This is a genomic window from Ruegeria sp. CI8 (assembly GCF_056536865.1).
On sequence record NZ_JBQFQL010000002.1, the window covers coordinates 399,159 to 420,254 of the forward strand.

Sequence of the window (21,096 nt, forward strand, 5' to 3'; positions counted from 1 at the left end):
CAGGAAAACCTGAATCATGAAATATGTGTGTGGCTTTGTGGCCGCCGCATTTTGGGCATCCATCTTGCAGGCGGAGACTTCGAATACAACCAAACGACCACAGATCAGACCGGCGCTGGATTCGATCCAGTTGGCGTCGGCCGATCTGACGGTTTCGATCCGGCCGGTGCCAAGGCCGACCACCGGCATGCACCGGGTGGTCGTCGAAGGCAACACCAGCTTCGAGACTTGGTTGATCGCCTTCCGGCACCGGGCAGTTGCGGCAGGTATCCGGCCGCAGGTCCTGGACCGGTCATTGTCAGGCCTGACCTACGACAACGACGCCATCAAGCGCGATCGCAGTCAGGCCGAGTTCTCGAAACCGATCTGGGAGTATCTGGATTCGGCCGTGTCAGACCTGCGCATCGCGAATGGGCGCAAGGCGCTGGTGCGGTACAAGGATACGCTGGACCGGATCGAAGCCCGGTACGGGGTCGAAAAAGAGGTGGTGGTCGCGGTCTGGGGGCTGGAAACATCCTTCGGCACGTATCGGGGCAGCAGCCAGACAATCCGGTCGCTTGCAACGCTTGCCCATGACGGGCGGCGCGCGCAGTTTTTTGAAACACAGTTGCTCGCGGCATTGCAAATCGTGCAGGCCGGCGACATCACCTCGGACCGAATGACGGGCAGTTGGGCGGGTGCCATGGGGCACACGCAATTCATGCCGACCTCATACCTCGAGCACGCGGTTGACTTCGACGGCGACGGACGCCGCGACATCTGGTCGGACGATCCTACGGATGCGCTTGCGTCTGCTGCCGCCTACCTTGCCAAGTTCGGGTGGACCAAAGGCCAGCCCTGGGCGGTCGAGGTGCGTTTGCCGAAGGGGTTCGACTATGCCAGCGCCAGTCGGGACGTTAGTTTGCTGCCTTCGGAATGGGCCGCACGCGGCGTCCGCGCCGCGAACGGCGGTGGCATCGCAGATTTCGGGCCCGCCTCGATCCTGCTGCCGGCCGGCAGCGGTGGCGTGGCCCTGATGATCTTTGACAATTTCAGCGTGATCGAGCGTTACAACGGCGCCGATGCCTATGTGATCGGCATCGGCCACCTGTCAGACCGGCTGGCCGGGCAGGGTCCGTTCCGCGCAAGCTGGCCGCGCGGCGACCGGGTGCTGAGTTTTACCGAACGCAAGGAGTTGCAGCTGCGCCTGACCCTGGCCGGGTTCGACACGCAGGCCATCGACGGGCGGATCGGTCCGAACACCATCAATGCGCTGCGGGCCTACCAAATGGCGCGAGGTCTTTTGCCGGATGGGTATGCCACCGTGCAATTGCTGGAACGGATGCGCTGAACGAAAAAGGGCGGCCCTACCGGACCGCCCGTTTGCGATTTTTTCCTGAGATCAGGAGGCCGCTTTCATCAGGCCCTGGGCGATGATCTCAGCCTGCGCCTCGTCCAGCGACTTGTAAATGCGCACGAACATCTCGTCGATATCTGCCGGGGTCAGGATCAGCGGCGGCGAGATGATCATCCGGTCGCCCACATGGCGCATGATAAGGTTGTTGGCAAAGCAGCGATCGCGGCAGATGTACCCGACCGTGCCCGGATCGGAGGCGAACTTGGCCCGGCTGGCCTTGTCCGGCGTCAGCGCGATCGAGGCCATCATGCCCACAATCTTGGCTTCGCCCACCAGCGGGTGCTCGACCAGCGCCTCCCATTTCTGTTTCAGATAGGGGGCCGCGACATCGCGCACATGCTCGACGATCTTTTCTTCTTCCAGAATGCGCAGGTTTTCCAGCGCGACGGCCGCCGCGACGGGGTGGCCCGAATAGGTATAGCCGTGGTTGAACTCTGTCCCGCCGATCACCTCGGCAATCTCGTCATTGACGATCGAGCCGCCGATGGGCGCATAGCCCGAGCTGAGCCCTTTGGCGATGGTCATGATATGCGGGCGGATGTTCATGGTCTGCGAGCCGAACCAGTTGCCGGTTCGACCAAAGCCGCAGATCACCTCGTCGGCGATCAGCAGGATGTCGTACTTGTCGCAGATGCGCTGGATTTCCGGCCAGTAGGTGTCGGGCGCGACGATCACGCCGCCCGCACCCTGGACCGGCTCGGCGATGAAGGCGGCAACGCGGTCTTCGCCCAGTTCCAAGATCGCCTCTTCCAGCTCGCGTGCGCGGGCCAGACCGAACTCTTCGGGCGTCATGTCGCCGCCCTCGGCCCACCAGTTGGGCTGGTTGATGTGGTGGACGTTCGGGATCGGGATGCCGCCCTGCGCGTGCATGCCGGCCATGCCGCCCAGCGAGGCCGACCCGACGGTCGACCCGTGATAGGCGTTGTGGCGGCTGATGATGATGCTCTTGTTGGGGTGACCCTTTTCCGCCCAATAAGTGCGGACCAGACGGATGTTGGTGTCATTGGCCTCGGACCCGCCGGCGGCGAAGAAGACATGATTCAGGTCACCCGGTGCCAGTTCGGCCAGCTTGGCCGCCAGCGCGATCGCCGGGACATGGGTCGTTTTGAAGAAGGTGTTGTAGTAGGGCAGTTCGCGCATCTGGCGCGCCGCCACTTCGGCCAGTTCGTCGCGGCCATAGCCGACGTTCACGCACCACAGGCCGGCCATGGCATCCAGGATCTCTTCGCCCTCGCTGTCGGTCAGATAGACGCCCTTGGCTCGGGTGATGACGCGCGCGCCTTCCTTGCCCAGTGCGCCGTTGGCCGAAAACGGGTGAAGGTGATGCGCCGCATCCAGGGCCTGCAATTCGGCGGTCGGCATGTGGTTGGTGATGGTCGACATCGGTCTCTACTCCTGCAACAGCGGTTGCCGTCACAATATGATCAAATTTTTTTCTGTCAATCGAATCGCGCTGACCTATTCGGTCGCCAGCGCCTCGGCCATCAGTTCCATGCCCTGTTCGATATCCTGGGTCGTTGCTTTTGCGACTTTTTCAGCGTCGCTGGCGCGCAAGGCATCGATGATGTCCTTGTGCCGGTCTGGAAGGCTCTGGGTGCCGAAGCGCCCGCAGACGACGCGCAAGGACGGCCCGAATCGCAGCCACAGGCGCTCGGCCAAATCCTTTAGAATCGGCGCGCCGGCATGGTCATAGAGTTTTTCGTGGAATGCATGGTTCAGGCGAAGATAGCCGCCAACGTCCCCGTCGGCGATCGTGCGATCCAGCTGTTCGTCGATCTTTTCAAGCTGGTCGATATCCGCCGTGGTCATGTTGACTGCTGCGCGCCGGGAAAGCTCTGATTCTACGGCATTTCTGGCGAAAATCATCTGTTCGACATCTGTTGCGGTCAGAAGGGGAACGCTGACCCGCCGGTTGCCCTGAAAGATCAGCGCACCGTCCGAGATCAGGCGCCGGATAGCCTCGCGCACCGGGGTCATGCCCACGCCCAGCGAATCGGTCAAGCCTTGGATCGTGACCGGTTGCCCCGGCACCAGATCGCCGAACATGATCTGCGACTTCAGTGTCTGGTACACCTGTTCATGTGCTGGTCGTTTTTCGGTCTGGGTCACTGCAGCAGATGCCTTATTTTTGATCAAATCCAATTGGTTCACCCCGATCCCAATGCTCCCGGCTTGTCAGGTTTCTTGCCCCGTGAAACCATACGACGTATCGAGGGAAAACGCAAAACTTGATCAAATCCAAAAAAACGGGAAAATGCCCGTACACTTGCAGGGAGAAGAAAATGAAAATCAAAACGCTGACGATGACGGCAATTGTCGCATTGGGGACGTCGGCCGCTGTTGCGGAAGAGGTGCGCGTATACAACTGGTCGGACTACATCGACGAGGAGTTGCTGAGCAAATTCCAGGAAGAGACGGGTCTGACCCTGATCTACGACGTGTTCGACAGCAACGAGGTTCTGGAAACCAAGATGCTGGCCGGAGGATCCGGTTACGATGTGGTGGTGCCGTCGGGCACCTTCCTTCAGCGCCAGATCCAGGCTGGAGCCTTCCAGAAACTGGACATGTCCAAGCTGCCCAATGCAGTTAACCTCTGGGACGTGATCCAGGAACGCACGGCCGGCTATGACCCGGACAACGCCTATTCGATCAACTACATGTGGGGCACCACGGGGCTGGGCGTGAATGTCGACAAGGTCAAGGAAGTTCTGGGCGACGATGCGCCCTTGAACAGCATGGACCTGGTGCTGAAGCCCGAGAACATGGAAAAGCTGGCCTCATGCGGCGTCCATTTCCTGGACGCGCCGTCCGAGATCATTCCCATGGTACTCCAGTACATTGGCGAAGATCCGGACAGCCATGACACCGACGTGATCGCCAAGACCGAAGAAGTGCTGATGGGCGTGCGTCCCTACATCCAGAAGTTCCACAGCTCGGAATACATCAATGCGCTGGCCAATGGCGACATCTGCGTGGCCGTGGGCTGGTCGGGCGACATTCTGCAGGCCCGCGATCGGGCGGATGAGGCCGACAACGGTGTGACCATCGAATACCATCCGTTTGCCGAAGGCTCGCTGATGTGGTTCGACCAGATGGCCATTCCGGTGGATGCACCCAACCCGGACGGCGCGCATAAATTCCTGAACTTCATCCTGGATGCCAACAACATGGCGGCGGCGTCGAACTACGTCTACTACGCCAACGGCAACAAGGCGTCGCAGGAGTTTCTGGAAGAAGACGTGATCGGCGATCCGGCGATTTATCCGGATGATGCCACGATGCAGAACCTCTACATCACCACGCCTTACCCGGCCAAAACGCAGCGGGTCGTGACCCGCCTGTGGACCAAGATCAAATCGGGCACCTGATCCGAAATGATTGTGCAAGGCAGAATGGTTCTGCCTTGCGCACAACCTGTACAGGCTGACTTACGGGGGCCGATTTGAACTCTACCGTCTTTGCGCCGTGGGAAGATCCGCAGGCGAAACCCTTGATCCAGTTCAAAAATGTGACCAAGCGATTCGGGGATTTTACTGCCATCGACAATCTGTCGCTGGACATCTTCGAGCGGGAATTCTTTGCTTTGCTGGGGCCGTCGGGTTGCGGCAAGACGACGATGATGCGGATGCTGGCGGGGTTCGAGAAACCCACCGAAGGCCACATCATGCTGAGTGGTCAGGACATCGACCCGGTGCCGCCGAACAAGCGGGCGGTCAACATGATGTTCCAGTCCTACGCGCTGTTTCCCCATCTGAACGTCTGGGACAACATCGCCTTTGGCCTGCGCCGGGACAACATGCCCAAGCATGATCTAGAAGACCGGGTCGAGGAGATGCTGCGCCTGACCCGTCTTGAGAAATTCTCCCGCCGCAAACCGCACCAGATTTCCGGTGGTCAGCGTCAGCGCGTGGCACTGGCCCGGTCGCTGGCCAAGGCGCCCAAACTGCTGCTGCTGGACGAACCTCTTGGTGCACTGGATAAAAAGTTGCGCCAGGACACCCAGTTCGAACTGATGGACATTCAGGAAAAGACCGGCACCACCTTCGTGATCGTGACCCACGACCAGGAAGAGGCGATGACGGTGGCCAGCCGTGTTGCGGTGATGGATCAGGGCAAGCTGATGCAGGTCGCAACGCCCGACCGCATTTATGAAAACCCCAATTCCGTCTATGTCGCCGATTTCATCGGGGACGTGAACATTATCGAAGGTCGTGCAACCGCAGCCGGTGAGGGCACGTACAGTATCGAATGGGCCGAGGGCCAGCCGCCTCTGACCGCCACGTCCGCGGCAAGCTTCGGAAACGGGCAGGCCTGTCACCTGGCCATCCGGCCGGAAAAGGTAACGATCTCGGCCGAGCGTCCCGCCGATGCCGTCAACGCCGTGCAGGGCAAGGTGCATGACATTGCCTATCTGGGCAACCTGTCGACCTACCATGTCGAATTGCCAAACGGGACGATCATCAAGGCGCAAACGGCCAATACCCGCCGCATCTCGCGCCGGTCCTTCACATGGGAAGACCCTGTCTGGCTGTCCTGGACAGCCACGGCGGCGGTTCTGCTGGCAGACTGATGCGCCGCGCGGTCCTGATCGCCATCCCCTATGTCTGGCTGCTGGCCCTGTTTCTGGTGCCGTTCTTCATCGTGTTGAAGATCTCGCTGTCGGACATCGCGCTTGCGATCCCGCCCTACACCCCGACCCTTGATTTGTCGCAGGGCTGGGCCGGGATCAAGGAGTTCTTCAGCCAGCTGGATTTCGAGAATTTCGTCTGGCTGACCGAGGACGACCTGTACTGGAAAGCCTACCTGTCCAGCGTCAAGATCGCGCTGATCGCGACCGCGCTGACCCTGGTGGTGGGCTATCCGATCGCCTATGGCATGGCCCGCGCGCCCGAGGAATGGCGCCCGACGCTGATGATGCTGGTGATCCTGCCGTTCTGGACCTCGTTCCTGATCCGCGTCTATGCGTGGATGGGGATCCTGTCGAACGAAGGCTACCTGAACCAGTTCCTGCTGTGGACGGGCATCATCTCGACCCCGCTGACCATCCTGAACACGCAGACGGCTGTCTATATCGGCATCGTCTACACCTATCTGCCCTTCATGATCCTGCCGATCTACGCCGCGCTCGATCGGTTGGACGGCTCGCTGATCGAGGCGGCTGAGGATCTGGGCTGTTCGCGCACGCAGGCCTTCTGGCTGGTGACCATCCCACTGTCGCGCCCAGGCATCATCGCGGGATGCTTCCTGGTGATGATTCCGGTGATCGGTGAATTCGTGATCCCCTCGCTGCTGGGCGGGTCGGGCACGCTGATGATCGGCAAGGTCTTGTGGGAGGAGTTCTTCTCGAACCGCGACTGGCCGGTGGCCAGCGCCGTGGCGGTGATCCTGCTGCTGATCCTGGTGATCCCGATCGTGCTGTTCCAGCGCAACCAGCAGAAACAGGCGGAGGCAGAGCAATGAACAGGCTGAGCTGGTTCAACACGGTCTCGCTGACGCTGGGCTTTGCGTTTTTGTACATCCCGATGGTGATCCTGATCATCTTCAGCTTCAACGAAAGCAAGCTGGTCACGGTCTGGGCTGGGTTCTCGACCAAATGGTATGGCGAACTGATGCAGAACCAGGCGTTTCTGGATGCGGCCTGGGTCACCGTTCGCGTTGCCGTGTTCTCGTCGACGCTGGCGACCATTCTGGGCACCATGGCCGCCTATGTCATGGTGCGGGGCGGGCGGTTCTTTGGCCGCACGCTGTTTTCCGGGATGATCTACGCGCCGCTGGTGATGCCCGAGGTGATCACCGGCCTGTCGCTGTTGCTGTTGTTCATCGGGATCGGGCTGGACCGAGGCATCCTGACCATCGTGCTGGCGCATACGACCTTTTCGATGTGCTACGTGTCGGTCGTGGTGTCTTCGCGGCTGGTGACGTTCGATCAGTCGCTGGAAGAGGCGGCGTTGGATCTGGGCTGCTCGCCGGCGCAGGCCTTTCGGTTGGTGACGCTCCCGATCATCGCGCCGGCGGTGATCTCGGGGTGGTTGCTGGCCTTCACCCTCTCGCTGGATGACCTGGTGATCGCGTCCTTTACGTCCGGCCCCTCGGCCACGACCCTGCCGATCAAGATCTTCTCGGCCGTACGTCTGGGGGTCAGCCCGGAAATCAACGCGCTTTCGACCATCATGATCGCCGTGGTCACCGTGGGCGTGATCACCGCCTCGCTGGTGTCGAAACGCGCGATGGTCCGGCAGCGGCAAGAGGAACAAGCCGCCGCGCGCACCGAATGAGGCGGATCTTTCCGGCTTATACCTATGGCCCCGGCCCCCGTGAGGGGTGTTGGTGGGATGAAACCACTACGGCGCCTGACTGGCCCGTTCATTCGGGTGATTTGTCGACCGACGTTGCGATTGTCGGCGGCGGGTTCACCGGACTGTCTGCGGCCCTGCACCTCGCTGAACGCGGTGTTTCTGTCGCCGTGTTCGAAGCCGAAACTCCGGGCTGGGGCGCTTCGGGGCGCAATGGTGGATTTTGCTGCCAAGGAGGGTCCAAGCTTGGTTCGGCGACACTTGCGCGGCGCTATGGGATTTCGGCGGCACAGGATTATGCGCAGGCCGAAACCGACGCGGTCGCCTTGGTTGCGGATCTTTTGCAGCGCTTTCGGATCGACGCAGACGTTCATTCCGAAGGAGAGACGCAGTTGGCGCACAGCCCGCGCGCGATGGAGCGGCTGCGGCGTCGCGCGGAAAGCGGTGGGGTTCTGCATGAGCCGTCGGATTTGGAACGCCTCGGTATGGGGGGCCGTTTCTTTGGCGGATATACCGATCCAGTCGGCTTTGGGCTGAACCCGCAGAAATACCTGTTCGGGTTGGCCCGGGCCGCGCAGGCGCAAGGTGCCGCAGTATTCTCGAAAAGCCCGGTTCAGGACATCAGAAAAGCCGGGTCCGGGCACAAGATGACCACCCCCGCGGGCCGTATCCAGGCCAAGACGGTGTTGATCTGCACCAACGGTTATTCCAGCGACGATCTGCCCGACTGGTTGGACGCCCGTTACATGCCCGCCCAGTCTACGGTCATGGTGACACGTCCGCTGACCGAAGCTGAATTGCAGGAACAGGGTTGGACTTCGCGCCAGATGGCGTACGACACGCGCAACCTGCTGCACTATTTCCGTCTGATGCCGGACAACCGGTTCCTTTTCGGAATGCGAGGAGGCCTAATGTCCTCGCCGCGCGCTGAGGCTGCGATCCGTCGCAAAGTACGCCGTGACTTTGATCGCATGTTCCCGGGTTGGGCCGAGGTTGAGGCAACTCATATGTGGTCAGGTATGGTTTGCCTGACCCGTGACCTGCTGCCCTTTGTCGGGGAGGTTCCGGGCCACCCGGGCTTGTTTGCCGGTCTGGCCTATCACGGGAACGGCGTGGCGATGGGCAGCTATTGCGGGCGGGCATTGGCCCGCTTGGTTTTGGGTGAGCCCGCAAATATTCCGGACGTCATCGCCAAACCGCCGTCAAAGTTCCCATTCGGGCGCTGGCGGCGACTGCTGATGCCACCGGCTTATGCGGCCATGGCTCTTGCCGATTTGTGATACGGCCCACTGTCAGAGGGCCGCAACCTCAAGGTCAAACCCGGCCCTATAGGCTGGCGCACCATTCTCGGCCCGCCACAGGCAGTAGGCAGCCATACGCCAATTGTACCAGGGCTTTAGCTCGAGGTATCGGCGCACTGTCGGCCGGCTGTCATAGGCCGACAGAAACGTAGCCTCTTCCTCGGGGGTCAGCGCCTTGCCGCGATAGAGATGCTGCATGGCGGGTGACAGGAACAGGGCAAGATCCTCGCATGGGTCACCCATCGCCGGGCATTGCCAGTCGATCAGTGTCAGCCCCGCAGAGGAGACGAGGATGTTGCCGGCCACCGGGTCGCCATGGATCAGGCATACTCGGGGGGTCGGCGGCACCCGGACCCTGGGTTTGCGTTCGGCCAGAACGGCGCTGATTCCCGAGCGGCAACCGTTCAAAATACGGGTGCCGTGATGATCGAGATCAACGCTTCCATTGCATCCCTTAGGGACCTCTAGCACGATTTCTCGGGCGTGCAGATTATGCAGCAGTTTCGCCACCTGCGCGGTCCCTTCTCGCCACGGAGTGCCAGCCGCATGGTCATAGAAAACCCAGCGATCCGGGCCAAAGCTGCCCGAGGCGCGAAGCCGCGGAACAAACCCCGTCGCAGCAAGTGCGTGCAGACAGGCTGCTTCGAGTTGGGCGTCGTTGCGAAACAGCGGGTTTTGAAGGGAAGACCGATAGAACTTCAAAACCCGGTCCGGCTCGGCGTCCAATACCTTCCACACCTGGTTCGTGCGTCCGCCATACAGCGTTTCGAACTGGGCGTCTTTTGCGATCAACCCGCTTTCGACAAGTTGGTCTGCAAGGCCGGGTGGAGGAGCGGTTGGAACGGACAGTTGAGACACCGGAGCGTTGCGAATCTGGACGGCCAATCCTTGGCCCGCAGCGCCCCCGAGTTCAAGCGCCGGTACGAACGGCAACGACGTCGGTTGCCGGAATCACGACGCCGCTGTCCAAGGTCAACATGACGACACCGGCCCCGACTTGGGCTTCGACGACGCGGCTGTAGGTGGCCGCAGGCCGCGCCGAGAGCAGTTCATCCCCCAAAAAGCTTTCCAGCGTTGCGGAATAGGTGCCGTTGGGCAGCGGATTGCCCGATGCATCCACTCCAGCCCAAAGAAACTCGGTCTCGGAGACCGGAACAGAGACCCGGTCGATTTCGGTTCCGTCAGAATCCTTGATGACCAGCACAGACGCATCCGCGCCCAGGTCGGGCTGAGTGAATATGGTCTGCGGCTGGCCATCAAACCGGAAGGAGGCTGCCCCCTGAACATCGACCCCAATCCAGTTGGACAGCTCATCCAGATTGACGCTGCTCAGGGTGGCGGTGAGGTTTGCCAGAAGGTCGTTGGTCTGCACCTGCTGCTCGACCATCGAAAACTGGGCGAGTTGCGACGCATATTCCGACGAATCCAGTGGCTCCAGAGGATCCTGGTTGCGCGCCTGCGCCGTCAACATCATCAGAAACGTCTCAAAGTCCGAGGTCAGCCCTGTCGCTGTCGAAGTTCTCGTTGGCTGCGCTGTTGAGGGTGTATGTGTCGCGGATGCCGCTGTGGTGATCATGGGTCAAAGCCTCAGGTCCAACGCCCGGTCCACCTGAGTTGGGCGGGCCAGAGCGGGTGTTTCGGTTGCAGGGTCAAGCTCCCCTGTGGTGATGAATGTGCTTCGTTCAGTTGGCTCAGCGTCCTGTTCTGGGTTCGCCGAGGTGCCCAGATCAAAGGAAAGATCGCCCAGCCCCATCTCTTTGAATTCGGCTGACAGGATCGAGATATGCCGGCGCATGAGGTCCATGGTTTCAGGCCGGTCGGCGACGATCATCATGTGCAACCCGTCTTCGCGCCCGGTCACCTTGATCGAAACTTTGCCCAGCTCTTCCGGAGTCAGTGCGATTTCCACGCTTCCGCTTCCCGGCTTTGCGACGATGCTGGCCGCCATTTGCCCGGCGACCGCCCGAGCAATTTCCGCCCGGCCCGAGAGCGGGACGCCGTTGGTCGGGCCTGCATCCCTTTGCGCTGGGGTCGTACCCAAGTCCTGCGTTGGCATCCGGTCGTGCAGACTGTCCTCTGGCATCGGGTCCTTCAGTGCTGCGCGTTCCGATGTACCGACGATCTGCGCCCGGATGATGGATTCCGTTCCCTGGCCAGCAGGTTTGGCCGGCCGTTGATCCACCCCCCACGATCCGGTGGCCTGCTCGTCGCGCCTGGCTTCTTTACCGGTTGCAGTGCGCAATTCGTCCTTTCGGTTCTGCAGCCCTCCACTCATTCCAGGTTCGGTGGCGTTCAACTGCTCTTTTGCGGCTGACGCAGGTTGGGGCGCTGTGCTCGCGGCACGCTCGGGCGCTTCGGCTCCCTTGCCCGTGTCGCCCGCGAGCGATCGGCGATCGGGATCAGAGGTTACTGCGCGCATGGCCGCGGCGGCAGTTGACTGGCGTCCCTCCGCCGGAGGGCTGGCCTCGAGAGTGGCGTGCGCCGTCGCCTCGCGCTTTGGAAGTTCACCGGGCGTTGCCATGGGCAGAGGCGTGTCTTTCTGTCGAGCGTCCTGTTGTGATCCCTGCAATTCCAGCGGTTCAGCCAAATCGGGTTCGACCTGCGGGACGTCAGGGTCGGTGTTTTCATCGCCATCCACGATTTTCGGACCCGCGCGGCTGTCCGGATGAGGTTTCGCCTCGGCCTCTAGGTTCGGCATCTCATCTTCGGCCATGAGCTCCGCGAAATCAGAGTCGCCTTTTGTTGGGGGCTCGGACTTTGCGGCCCAATCCGGCTTTCCGCCGGAAATCACATTGGTCATCATGGTCAGGGCGTTGGGCATTTTGCTCCGGCTCCGGTTGTTTGGCCCAAACCTGCCCTCAAGGTAGTTACGTATATTTTAACCGCTCTTCGCTTTGATCGACAAAGATCGAAACAATTTTCGGAGAGGGCGATGGAAATCCCAAACTTCGCGCCGGTACCGCGCAGCAATATGACCGAACAAAGACTCAAGGCCGCAGCGGTCGAGCTTGAGGCAACTTTTCTAGCCGAAATGCTGAAGGCCGCAGGCCTGGGCAAGGCGCGGCTAGCTTTCGGAGGTGGCGCGGGCGAAGACCAGTTCGCGTCTTTCCTGTTGCAGGAGCAGGCTAGGCAATTGGCCCGATCCGGCGGGATCGGACTGTCGGAAACCCTTTTCAATGCAATGATGGAGAAGACCCATGCCGACTGAGCACAAGCAGGGACTGATTAAGGCTCTCGAGGAGGTTCTCGATCTCGAGCGCAGGGCTTTGGTCGAAGGGGACCTGGATCGGCTGGGCCAGATGATGCCGCAGAAGGAAAAACTGATCGGCGCACTCAACGAGATGCAGGTGCACGACAGTGACGACTTGATTCGACTGCACAAGAAGGTCGAGCGCAATCAGGGCCTGCTGACCAGCGCGGCCGAAGGGATTCGGGCGGTCATGAACCGGATGGCTGAACTCAGAAAAATCCGGCAGGAATTCACGACCTATGACGCGGCCGGGCAACGCAATGGCTTCGCCGTCCGTCAGGATCCCAAGCTGGAAAAACGTGCCTAGCGGTGGGTTTGATTCAAATCCGTCTTTTTTCGGTCGGACCGCCTTAGCACTCCGTTAGGAGATCAGGCTCAAAAGTGGTCCCGCACCTCGAAAGAAGGTGGCGCGAACACCGATCGGTAGCTCGCACAGGTCAGAACGACAACACGCCCGCCAATGATGGTCGGGCGTCACTGGGCGAAGAAGGCCCGAATGGAAAAGGATGAAAAACATGTCCAGCATTCTGACAAACAACGGCGCGATGGTTGCGCTGCAGACCCTGAAATCGGTCAACAAGAACCTTGCAGCAACCCAGAACGCGATTTCGACAGGTAAGGATGTCGCAACGGCCAAGGACAACTCGGCCGTATGGGCGATTTCCAAAGTGATGGAATCCGACGTCAACGGTTTCAATGCGATCAAGGATAGTCTGGCACTGGGTGAATCGACTGTCGCCGTGGCCCGGAACGCTTCGGAAACCGTGACCGACCTGCTGACCCAGATGAAGAACAAGATCGTCGCCGCACAGGAGGACAACGTCGACCGCGGCAAGATCAATGATGACGTAACTGCCCTGCGGGACCAGATCGCATCGGTTGTCGGTGCCGCACAGTTCAACGGCCTCAATCTTGTGGACGGGTCAGCGGGCACCGCATCGATCCTGTCGTCGCTGGATCGCGACAGCGCAGGCAACGTGACCGCGTCGTCGATTTCGGTGGCCAGCCAGGACCTGTCGACCGGTGGATATGCCAGCAAGGGCGTTCTGGCCGGCTCGGACAACGCGACCACTGACAATGATGCTGCCGGGTTCACAATGGACAAGTCCGGCGGGTCCGGTGACATCGTGATCGACAGTTCGACCGACAACTTCGCCGTCGGCGACAAAGTGTCGATCACCATCGGGGACAAAGTTGCATCATACACCGTGCAGGCCAGCGATCTGGACCCTTCGGGAACCTATGACTCTGCCTACACAGATGCCATCGTGGCAGTGGGGCTGAAGAACCAGATCGACGCGCTTGGGATCACCGGTGTAGCGATCGACTATGACTCCAGCGCGCCGGGCACCCTGTCCTTCGTGACCGGGACCGCAACCGCTGGTGCTGACGCAGATCGCGACGTAACCGTTTCGGCCCAGTTCACCAATGCCGGTTCTGGCGGTCTTGGCGCGCTGTCGTCGATTGACGTTTCGACCAGTGCCGGCGCTGCCGCAGCACTGGGCACGATCGAAACCTTGATCGACACGGCGATTGACGCGTCGGCCGCGTTCGGTTCGGCGCAAGGGCGGATCGAGACCCAGAAGGAGTTCATCTCGAACCTGACTGACTCTTTCAAATCCGGCATCGGTTCGCTGGTGGACGCCGATATGGAAGAGACCTCGGCCCGTCTGCAGGCCCTGCAGGTCCAGCAGCAATTGGCGACACAATCGCTGTCGATCGCCAACCAGGCTCCGCAGTCGATCCTGTCGCTGTTCCGCTAAGGCGGAAACTTGGTCGGGGCGTGACCAACGCGCCCCGACTATGACTGCAAATACGACGGCCTTTTGAAAGGATTTCAAGTGACCCCGCAAACGCTTGCCCAACGGGCATATGCTCAGTCCGCCGCTCCGACGCGAACCCCGCGTGATACCGAGTATGAGGCGATTTCAAAGATCACGCATCGGCTCAAGGCAGCGGCTGCGCGCAAAGCCTCGGATTTCGCGGGCTTTGTTCAGGCGCTGCATGAAAACCGCCGCTTGTGGTCCGTTCTGGCCAACGGCGTCGTGGACCCGGACAATGCACTGCCGAATGAGCTGCGCGCGCGGATCTTCTATCTGGCCGAGTTCACCGAGCAGCACACGGGCCAGGTTCTGGCCAGCAAGGCCGGGGTCGAGCCGCTGCTTGAAATCAATCTGGCGGTTTTGCGCGGGCTGCGTCAGCGGGGGACCGCGTGATGGGCGGGCTGGTTCTGAAGCTGGCGCCGAAAGAGCGGGTTTTGATCAATGGCGTAGTGATTGAGAACGGCGATCGGCGGACCCGCTTTTCAATCATGACGCCCGAGGCAAATGTCCTTCGGTTGCGCGACGCGATACATCCCGACGAAGTGACAACCCCGGTCCGGCGCGTGTGTTACGCGGCCCAGCTGGTCCTGTCCGGAGATCTGGAAGCTGGAGACGCAAAACAACAGCTGCTGCGACGGATCGAGGAACTGAGCCAGGTCTTCACGGATGTCGACAGTCGCCGGGTCCTGGCACAGGCGACCGAAGCCCTGGTGGCCGAGCAGTACTACAGATGCCTGAAGGCGCTTCGATCTTTGCTGCCGCGCGAAGAGCGTCTGATGGCCTATCGGCAATGACATTCCTGCCGGTCATTCCAACTGGGGGTATCGTGGGGTGGCGTTTTTTGCAGCGCACCTATGACGCCCAGTTGCAGGCCTTTTCCACCTCGGCGGTCAATGACCGGGACACGCAGTATTTTGTGGAAAACATCCGAAACGTCCGATCGGCAGAAGATCTGGTCTCTGACCGGCGACTGCTGCAGGTCGCGTTGGGCGCGTTCGGATTGGAAGGTGACCTGGACAATCGGTACTTCATTCAAAAGGTCTTGTCAGACGGTACGAGTTCGGATGACGCCCTTGCGAACCGGCTTGCTGACAGCAGATATCGGGAGTTTTCCGAAGCATTCGGCTTGGGTCCGGGCGAAGTTCGGAAAACCGCACTGATCACTGACATGGACAAGATCGCTCAGAAGAATGTCGTCGCCGGGTTCGAAAGCTCGGTCGGAGAAACCGACGACTCGATGCGGATCGCACTTTTTGCCCAGCACGCTTTGAAAGACCTTGCCGGGCAGTCCGGAAGCGAGACCAAGAAGTGGTACGATCTGATGAGCCTGCCGCCGTTGCGCAGCATGATGGAAACAGCGTTGGGCCTGCCGTCAAGCTTTGGCCAGCTGGATATCGACAAGCAGCTGGACGTATTTCGGGACAAGCTGAGCAGAGTGACCGGTTCGCCGAACCTTTCGCAGTTCGTCGATGCCGATGCAATTGACGAACTGACGGATACTTATCTCGCCCGAACTCAGATCGCACAGATGCAGAGTTCGATTTCTCCCGCGCAAACTGCGTTGATTTTGCTGGGCGCCGCAAGTTGAACCGTTCGGGCTAAGGTCAGTACCTCGCGCCAGGATCAGAAAGCGCACCAGTGCCGTGCGCAGCTATGAATGGCTATTTGGGATCGGGGGGGGCAAGGGTGCCGGATGCTCAGGCATCCAGAACCGTGTCAGCGGATGTCTGCAAGGCAAAAGACATCACCGGATGCGAAACGTTGTGCAAGTCGACCGGCCCCAATGGAACGGCCCGGGAACAGGCCGGCTCGATATCTTCGGAAACGACGATCCGATGGCCATTGAGCTTGCCGAACTCGCCCAACCGCGCCGCGACATTGGCTGCATGTCCGATCACCGTGAAATCAAGCCGCTCGCGCGAACCGACATTTCCGTACGTAACACGCCCGAACGATACGCCGATCGAGCAATCGCATTGCCGGTTCTTGTCGGAGCGACGCAGTTCGGCCAATTTCTCGACGATTTCAACGGCACTGCGCTGAGCGTCTGACCGTGCCTTGCCGGGGTCCTCACCTGCCGGGAAAACCGCAAGAACGGCGTCGCCGATGAATTTTAGAACCTCACCGTCGTTGTCGTGGACGATGCCGGACACCGTTTCGAAGAATTCGTTCAACAGGTTGATGTATTCCGTGCGGCCCAGATCCTCTTCCAGGCTGGTCGAGTTGCGCAGGTCACAGAACATGATGGCCGCGTCGATGTCATCGCCGTCGCCGCGACGAATGTCGCCGCCCAAAACGCGGGCCCCGGTTCGTTTGCCCACATAGGTCTCGAGAAGGGCCTGAGAATTCTCGCGCTGCATGAACACCTCATAGTAGCGGGCGATGACGGCCGAGCACTCAAAGACAAGCCCCAGGTTTTCCGTGGTAAAGCCGTTGGGGTGGTCGCAGGTCAACGTCAGGACATTGATACGCCCGTCGGAAAACGGCAGAGGCATTGCCACGTAATCGGTGCCCCCCTTGGCGCGCAGGTCCTCCATGATGGGGAAACTGTTGTGGGGGTTGTCGACGTTCAGCCGTTGCCGAACGCCGCCCAACCCGTTCGAGACATGCCGCAAGGGGCTGTTGATGAACGCGGGGTGGTCGTGAATCTCGTAGGTTGGAATATTGGTCGAAATCTCCTCGGCACCCTTTTCCCAGATGTAGTGCTTGCCTGCGATCAGGGGATGCAGCGACCAGACAAGGATGCTGAGGCGCTGAATGGCGATGCCGTGTTCCAGCATTTTTTCGGCCAGGGTCTTGGTGAAATCTTCCGGTGTTGAGATCGACCCCGCGCCACGCATCAACCAATCGATCAACGGGCCGCTGATGTTGCCGTCTCGCGGTTGGCGCAATTGATTGTCGCCCAGATCGATATGAGTGTAGGCCGCAGGCATGAAGCCGATGTGACCTTGGATGGCTTTGCTTTCAGGCAGGGAATCCTCGTAGGCCCAAACCGAGTTTGCCAACCGTTCGTCGCCAATCAGGACATCGTGATAGGTTGCCGTGCCCTTGAACGGGCAGAAGGTCTGCAACTCGGTCTCGCCGCTCAGATCAACGCGCACGTCTTCGCGCGGAACATAAATCGCAGGCGGCAGCCGGGTTTCATACATGACCTTGGCATTCGTGCTTTCAGCCAGAAGGATGTCATCGCGGTAGATGGCAACCCTGCCGTCAAGCGTTTCGATCGAAATTCCGTAGCCGTTCGTATTCCGTGTGGCGTGGACATTCATCGGCCGTCTCCCTTGCCCGGGTCCCTAGAGGATGGGCTTTTGCAGCCCGATTTCCAAGGGGCGCAACACAGAATTTACCGATCGCGATCCACGGCCGAGGTGGTCAGACCATCTGGATCACGTCTTTTTCGATCGCCAGCATATAGCCCTTTTTGGCGATGTTTTTGACCAACAGCTCGCTGACCATCTGATTGCCCAGCGCGTCGCGCAACCGTTTGATGCGCGTGGCCCCGGCAGCTTCGTCACAGTCCGATATGTCTCGGCCAGAGATCATGGCTTCGATCTGAACCCCCGACAGCACTTCGTCGTCAAGGCGGGACTCGGCCAGGACGGCCAGCGTTTCCATCGCTGCGGGCGTCAGTTTGAAATCCATGTTGTTCAGGTAGACGGTGTTCTCTTCGCGACTGATCAGCAGCGACGTGACCTGGATTCCCGTGCGCTCGATCTGGGCCATTCGACGGTTTAACGTCACCAGCATCACCAGAAAGACCAAGGCGGCCAACAGCATGGCCGTGGCAAAGATCAGCAGCACGAAGATCACCATCCTGTAGCTGGCCAGCGTGTCGGCAAATGCGGTTCCGGATTGCGCAAGGATCTCCAGCAATCGGATTTCAGCCTGGGTGGTCAGATCGCTTTCGACGAACAGCCGCTCGACCCGGGCGTTGAAAGCATTGGCATCGGGCAGGGTCCAGAACAAGAAGGCTGCGGCCGTAATCAGGATCACGACAATTGCGGCGATGCCTGCTCCAACCAGCCGGGTGCCAGACCGCCGCGCCTCAGAAACGGAGATAGAATTTTCCGGCATTGGCCTTCCTTTGATCCAACCCTTCCGGTCCAAAAACGCTGATCACGTTGAGCAACGTCCAACCCGAGGATTTCAGCCTTTTGGCCACCTCTTGCTTGGCTTGCCCCTTTTTGCAGGCGGACACCTGCATCACGCCATAGTGCAGGCGCAGCGGGTTGTCCTGTTTGGCCTTGTAATCGGCATAGCATTCGGCCGCCGAAACGGTGGTGCTCAGCGATATCAACGTCGCAACGACCAGAAAAGAGAGGATCTGTTTCATAGGCTGCATCCTGCGCATGGCTTGGCACGATATTCAATATCTCAAAGGGTTTGCGGCGATGATATCGGATAACACCGGGCCGTTATTGCTTGTCTGTCGGCGGGTGGCCGAAAGCTGTTGCATCAGTTTCGCGGTTAGCCAGTGGCGCCGCGTCCAGCTTTGAAAGGACACTTGTCATGCACCGGAAGTTCATCGCCCTCGTCGTCGCCACCGCAGTCGCCATCACCGGCGTTTCCGCATCCCAGGCCAAGGCGGCCGACGCCCATGACATTCTGGGCGGGTTGGCGGCCATTGCCATCATCGGCGCGGCCGTCAATCACTATAACAAGGAAAAGCGCAAAGAGCGTGTCACCCGGCAGAACAACTATGTCCACCAGCCGCAAAACGTTCGGCCGGATCATATCCGCCCTCTGCCCCGGCGTGTCGCCCGCTATGACCTGCCGCAGCGTTGCCTGAAGACCTACAACGGCTATTCGAAAAAACGTCCTTTGCTGGGGCCGAATTGCCTCGAGAAACACTACAAACATGCCAATAGCCTGCCACAACAGTGCAAAGTAGGGTTCTGGGACGGCAAGAAGGTGAAGCGGGCCTACGAACCCGCCTGCCTGCGCCAGAAAGGATACCGCGTGGTTTACCAGTAATCGGTTTCGAGCAGGAGCAGCGCCGCAGAAGCGCTGTGCGGGAAGGGGGCGGCCTGGGTCGCCTCCTTCTTTTTTGTTGCGGTTCGGACCAAAAAGCGGTTTGCCGAGGGGATGACGACTCCGACGTTTGAATTGGAACAGGCGCTGATTGCGCAGGGCTACCCCCGAATAGCCGGTGTAGACGAGGTGGGCCGCGGCCCGTTGGCCGGTCCGGTCGTGGCGGCCGCGGTCATTCTGAATCCGCAAGACATCCCCGACGGTTTGAATGACTCCAAGAAGCTGACGGCGCGAAGGCGGCGCACCCTTGACGAAGATCTGCGCGCCCGGGCCGAGTTTGCCATTGCCGAGGCGTCGGTTGAGGAAATTGATGACCTCAATATCTTGTATGCCTCTCATCTGGCGATGGAGCGCGCCGTCGCCGCCCTGCATCCTGCGCCGGACTACCTGTTGATCGACGGCAATCTGATCCCCAAAGGGCTGACCTTGCCGGCGCAGGCTGTGGTCAAAGGGGATGCGAAGTCAGTCTCGATTGCGGCGGCGTCGATCCTTGCAAAGAATTGGCGCGATCAACTGATGGTGGATTTGGCGCAACAGCATCCGGGCTACGGCTGGGAAACCAATGCGGGCTATCCGTCCAAACAACACCGCGAGGCGCTGCAAAATCTTGGGGTAACCCCACACCATAGACGTTCATTCAAGCCCGTCCACAATATATTGTATCAAGAGTAAATCGTAACCCTCTGATTCAAAAAAGAATTTGACGGCGAATCCGGTTTGACTCATCCTAGTCTCAACCAAATGAGCGCAAAAGCGCCGTGGAACTTGAGGCAGAGACATGACAACTACCGAGACAAAGGGCGCATCCGCGCTCCCTTTAAACACGATTCTATCTGGCGACTGCATCGAGGTGATGAACAGTCTGCCCGAGGCGTCGGTCGACCTGATTTTTGCGGATCCGCCGTATAATTTGCAGCTGAAAGGACAGTTGCACCGCCCGGACAACAGCCAGGTGGATGCCGTCGATGATCATTGGGACCAGTTCTCGAGCTTTGCCGCCTATGACCAGTTTACCCGCGAGTGGCTGAAGGCCGCGCATCGCCTGCTCAAGCCCAACGGGGCGATCTGGGTGATCGGCTCGTATCACAACATCTTCCGTGTGGGCTCGGCCCTGCAGGATGCGGGCTATTGGATTCTGAACGACGTGATCTGGCGCAAGTCGAACCCGATGCCGAATTTCCGGGGCAAGCGGTTCACCAACGCGCATGAAACGATGATCTGGGCCAGCAAGCGGGAAGGGGCGAAATACACCTTCAACTATGAGGCGCTGAAAGCCTTGAATGAAGGCGTGCAGATGCGCAGCGACTGGGTGCTGCCGATCTGCACGGGCCACGAGCGCCTGAAAGATGAAAATGGTGACAAGGCGCACCCTACGCAAAAGCCCGAGTCGCTGTTGCACAGGGTTCTGGTTGGTTCGACCAATCCGGGTGACGTGGTGCTTGACCCGTTCTTCGGCACCGGAACCACCGGCGCGGTGGCCAAGATGCTGGGCCGCGAGTTCATCGGGATCGAGCGTGAGGACAGCTATCGCAAGGTGGCCGAAAAGCGCATCGCCAAGGTGCGCAAGTTTGACCGTGACGCGCTCGAGGTCAGCGCCAGCAAACGCGCCGAGCCGCGCGTGCCCTTCGGCCAGCTGGTCGAACGCGGCATGCTGCGCCCGGGCGAAGAGCTGTATTCGATGAACCGGCGGCACAAGGCCAAGGTGCGGGCCGACGGCACGCTGGTGGGCGACAACATCAAGGGCTCGATCCATCAGGTGGGCGCGCATCTGGAAAACGCGCCGTCCTGCAATGGCTGGACATACTGGTGCTTCAAGCGCGACGGAAAAACCGTTCCGATCGACGTGCTGCGCCAGCAGATCCGGGCCGAACTGCACAACTGATCACACCAATACCGCCGGTGCCTGTGGCCTGACACATGGTACCAAGCCTTGCCCCGCCGAACCCGGCGGGGTCTTTTGTTTTTGGCCCCGTGATGTTTGGATGGTTCGACCCCATATCCC

23 protein-coding genes are annotated in these 21,096 nt (G+C 60.2%); 15 read left to right on the forward strand and 8 right to left on the reverse strand.

The genetic code is table 11. From position 1 onward, the window contains the following. The first annotated feature begins 16 nt into the window (after positions 1-16). The gene (locus ACR0DA_RS12615; RefSeq protein ID WP_480754292.1) at positions 17-1,330 is read left to right on the forward strand and encodes a lytic murein transglycosylase; all 1,314 of its coding nucleotides are present in this window, start codon (positions 17-19) and stop codon (positions 1,328-1,330) included. Positions 1,331-1,381: 51 nt separating this feature from the next. Here the strand turns inward: ACR0DA_RS12615 and ACR0DA_RS12620 are convergent, their stop codons facing one another. Next, positions 1,382-2,779, reverse strand: coding sequence for an aspartate aminotransferase family protein (locus ACR0DA_RS12620; RefSeq protein ID WP_170364214.1), 1,398 nt, complete (start codon positions 2,777-2,779; stop codon positions 1,382-1,384). 75 nt (positions 2,780-2,854) lie between these two features. Further along, the gene (locus ACR0DA_RS12625) at positions 2,855-3,538 is read right to left on the reverse strand and encodes a GntR family transcriptional regulator (protein ID WP_093964408.1); all 684 of its coding nucleotides are present in this window, start codon (positions 3,536-3,538) and stop codon (positions 2,855-2,857) included. A 140-nt stretch (positions 3,539-3,678) separates the two neighbouring features. On the opposite strand from ACR0DA_RS12625, the gene ACR0DA_RS12630 reads away from it, so the two are divergent. The 5 genes from ACR0DA_RS12630 (at position 3,679) to ACR0DA_RS12650 (ending at position 8,969) form a co-directional block, all read left to right on the forward strand. Further along, complete coding sequence (locus ACR0DA_RS12630) at positions 3,679-4,764, forward strand: polyamine ABC transporter substrate-binding protein (RefSeq protein WP_170341249.1); 1,086 nt, start codon at positions 3,679-3,681, stop codon at positions 4,762-4,764. A 74-nt stretch (positions 4,765-4,838) separates the two neighbouring features. Further along, positions 4,839-5,966 carry an ABC transporter ATP-binding protein gene (locus ACR0DA_RS12635; protein WP_480754293.1) on the forward strand — a complete coding sequence of 376 codons (1,128 nt, stop codon included), beginning with the start codon at positions 4,839-4,841 and terminating at the stop codon, positions 5,964-5,966. Continuing rightward, positions 5,966-6,856, forward strand: a complete 891-nt coding sequence (locus tag ACR0DA_RS12640; RefSeq protein ID WP_170364861.1) for an ABC transporter permease subunit — start codon at positions 5,966-5,968, stop codon at positions 6,854-6,856. The genes ACR0DA_RS12635 and ACR0DA_RS12640 overlap by 1 nt, the downstream gene beginning before the upstream one ends. Beyond that, entirely contained in the window at positions 6,853-7,671 is an 819-nt protein-coding gene (locus ACR0DA_RS12645) for an ABC transporter permease (RefSeq protein ID WP_170360749.1), read from the forward strand. The genes ACR0DA_RS12640 and ACR0DA_RS12645 overlap by 4 nt, the downstream gene beginning before the upstream one ends. Continuing rightward, entirely contained in the window at positions 7,668-8,969 is a 1,302-nt protein-coding gene (locus ACR0DA_RS12650) for an NAD(P)/FAD-dependent oxidoreductase (RefSeq protein ID WP_480754294.1), read from the forward strand. Before ACR0DA_RS12645 ends, ACR0DA_RS12650 begins: the two co-directional genes overlap by 4 nt. Before the next feature lie 12 nt (positions 8,970-8,981). Here the strand turns inward: ACR0DA_RS12650 and ACR0DA_RS12655 are convergent, their stop codons facing one another. Genes ACR0DA_RS12655 through ACR0DA_RS12665 form a run of 3 tightly spaced genes read right to left on the reverse strand, consistent with a single transcriptional unit; the run spans position 8,982 to position 11,811 of the window. Further along, a complete protein-coding gene (locus ACR0DA_RS12655) occupies positions 8,982-9,875 on the reverse strand; it encodes an aminoglycoside phosphotransferase family protein (RefSeq protein ID WP_254441815.1) in 894 nt (297 codons plus the stop codon). Between the two features lie 25 nt (positions 9,876-9,900). Then, positions 9,901-10,566, reverse strand: coding sequence for a flagellar hook capping FlgD N-terminal domain-containing protein (locus ACR0DA_RS12660; protein ID WP_170364865.1), 666 nt, complete (start codon positions 10,564-10,566; stop codon positions 9,901-9,903). Between the two features lie 3 nt (positions 10,567-10,569). After that, complete coding sequence (locus ACR0DA_RS12665) at positions 10,570-11,811, reverse strand: flagellar hook-length control protein FliK (protein WP_480754296.1); 1,242 nt, start codon at positions 11,809-11,811, stop codon at positions 10,570-10,572. A gap of 111 nt (positions 11,812-11,922) precedes the next feature. On the opposite strand from ACR0DA_RS12665, the gene ACR0DA_RS12670 reads away from it, so the two are divergent. The 6 genes from ACR0DA_RS12670 to ACR0DA_RS12695 all read left to right on the forward strand — a co-directional run bounded on the left by ACR0DA_RS12670 (position 11,923) and on the right by ACR0DA_RS12695 (position 15,651). Continuing rightward, positions 11,923-12,198 (forward strand): rod-binding protein, encoded by a 276-nt coding sequence (locus ACR0DA_RS12670; RefSeq protein ID WP_480754298.1) that lies wholly within the window; start codon positions 11,923-11,925, stop codon positions 12,196-12,198. Beyond that, entirely contained in the window at positions 12,188-12,547 is a 360-nt protein-coding gene (locus ACR0DA_RS12675; protein ID WP_170360758.1) for a flagellar biosynthesis protein FlgN, read from the forward strand. Before ACR0DA_RS12670 ends, ACR0DA_RS12675 begins: the two co-directional genes overlap by 11 nt. 208 nt (positions 12,548-12,755) lie before the next feature. Beyond that, the gene (locus tag ACR0DA_RS12680; RefSeq protein WP_170364222.1) at positions 12,756-14,003 is read left to right on the forward strand and encodes a flagellin; all 1,248 of its coding nucleotides are present in this window, start codon (positions 12,756-12,758) and stop codon (positions 14,001-14,003) included. A gap of 78 nt (positions 14,004-14,081) precedes the next feature. Next, positions 14,082-14,456 (forward strand): flagellar biosynthesis regulator FlaF, encoded by a 375-nt coding sequence (flaF, locus tag ACR0DA_RS12685; RefSeq protein ID WP_480754300.1) that lies wholly within the window; start codon positions 14,082-14,084, stop codon positions 14,454-14,456. Beyond that, on the forward strand, positions 14,456-14,857 hold the full coding sequence (gene flbT / locus ACR0DA_RS12690) for a flagellar biosynthesis repressor FlbT (protein WP_480754302.1): 402 nt from the start codon (positions 14,456-14,458) through the stop codon (positions 14,855-14,857). Before flaF ends, flbT begins: the two co-directional genes overlap by 1 nt. A gap of 32 nt (positions 14,858-14,889) precedes the next feature. After that, entirely contained in the window at positions 14,890-15,651 is a 762-nt protein-coding gene (locus ACR0DA_RS12695) for a DUF1217 domain-containing protein (protein WP_480754304.1), read from the forward strand. 109 nt (positions 15,652-15,760) lie between these two features. On the opposite strand, the gene ACR0DA_RS12700 is transcribed toward ACR0DA_RS12695, so the two are convergent. From ACR0DA_RS12700 to ACR0DA_RS12710, 3 genes are all read right to left on the reverse strand, one after another. Beyond that, positions 15,761-17,332 carry a DUF427 domain-containing protein gene (locus ACR0DA_RS12700; protein ID WP_170360768.1) on the reverse strand — a complete coding sequence of 524 codons (1,572 nt, stop codon included), beginning with the start codon at positions 17,330-17,332 and terminating at the stop codon, positions 15,761-15,763. 103 nt (positions 17,333-17,435) lie between these two features. Then, complete coding sequence (locus ACR0DA_RS12705) at positions 17,436-18,137, reverse strand: winged helix-turn-helix domain-containing protein (protein ID WP_093964234.1); 702 nt, start codon at positions 18,135-18,137, stop codon at positions 17,436-17,438. Further along, on the reverse strand, positions 18,109-18,396 hold the full coding sequence (locus ACR0DA_RS12710) for a hypothetical protein (RefSeq protein ID WP_093964235.1): 288 nt from the start codon (positions 18,394-18,396) through the stop codon (positions 18,109-18,111). Before ACR0DA_RS12710 ends, ACR0DA_RS12705 begins: the two co-directional genes overlap by 29 nt. Positions 18,397-18,572: 176 nt before the next feature. Here ACR0DA_RS12710 and ACR0DA_RS12715 point away from each other — a divergent pair, with 176 nt between their 5' ends. The 3 genes from ACR0DA_RS12715 (at position 18,573) to ACR0DA_RS12725 (ending at position 20,976) form a co-directional block, all read left to right on the forward strand. Beyond that, a complete protein-coding gene (locus ACR0DA_RS12715; protein WP_093964236.1) occupies positions 18,573-19,037 on the forward strand; it encodes a hypothetical protein in 465 nt (154 codons plus the stop codon). A 111-nt stretch (positions 19,038-19,148) separates the two neighbouring features. Continuing rightward, positions 19,149-19,766, forward strand: coding sequence for a ribonuclease HII (locus ACR0DA_RS12720; protein WP_170360772.1), 618 nt, complete (start codon positions 19,149-19,151; stop codon positions 19,764-19,766). A gap of 106 nt (positions 19,767-19,872) precedes the next feature. Then, entirely contained in the window at positions 19,873-20,976 is a 1,104-nt protein-coding gene (locus ACR0DA_RS12725; protein ID WP_480754306.1) for a DNA methyltransferase, read from the forward strand. The last annotated feature ends 120 nt before the right edge of the window (positions 20,977-21,096 follow it).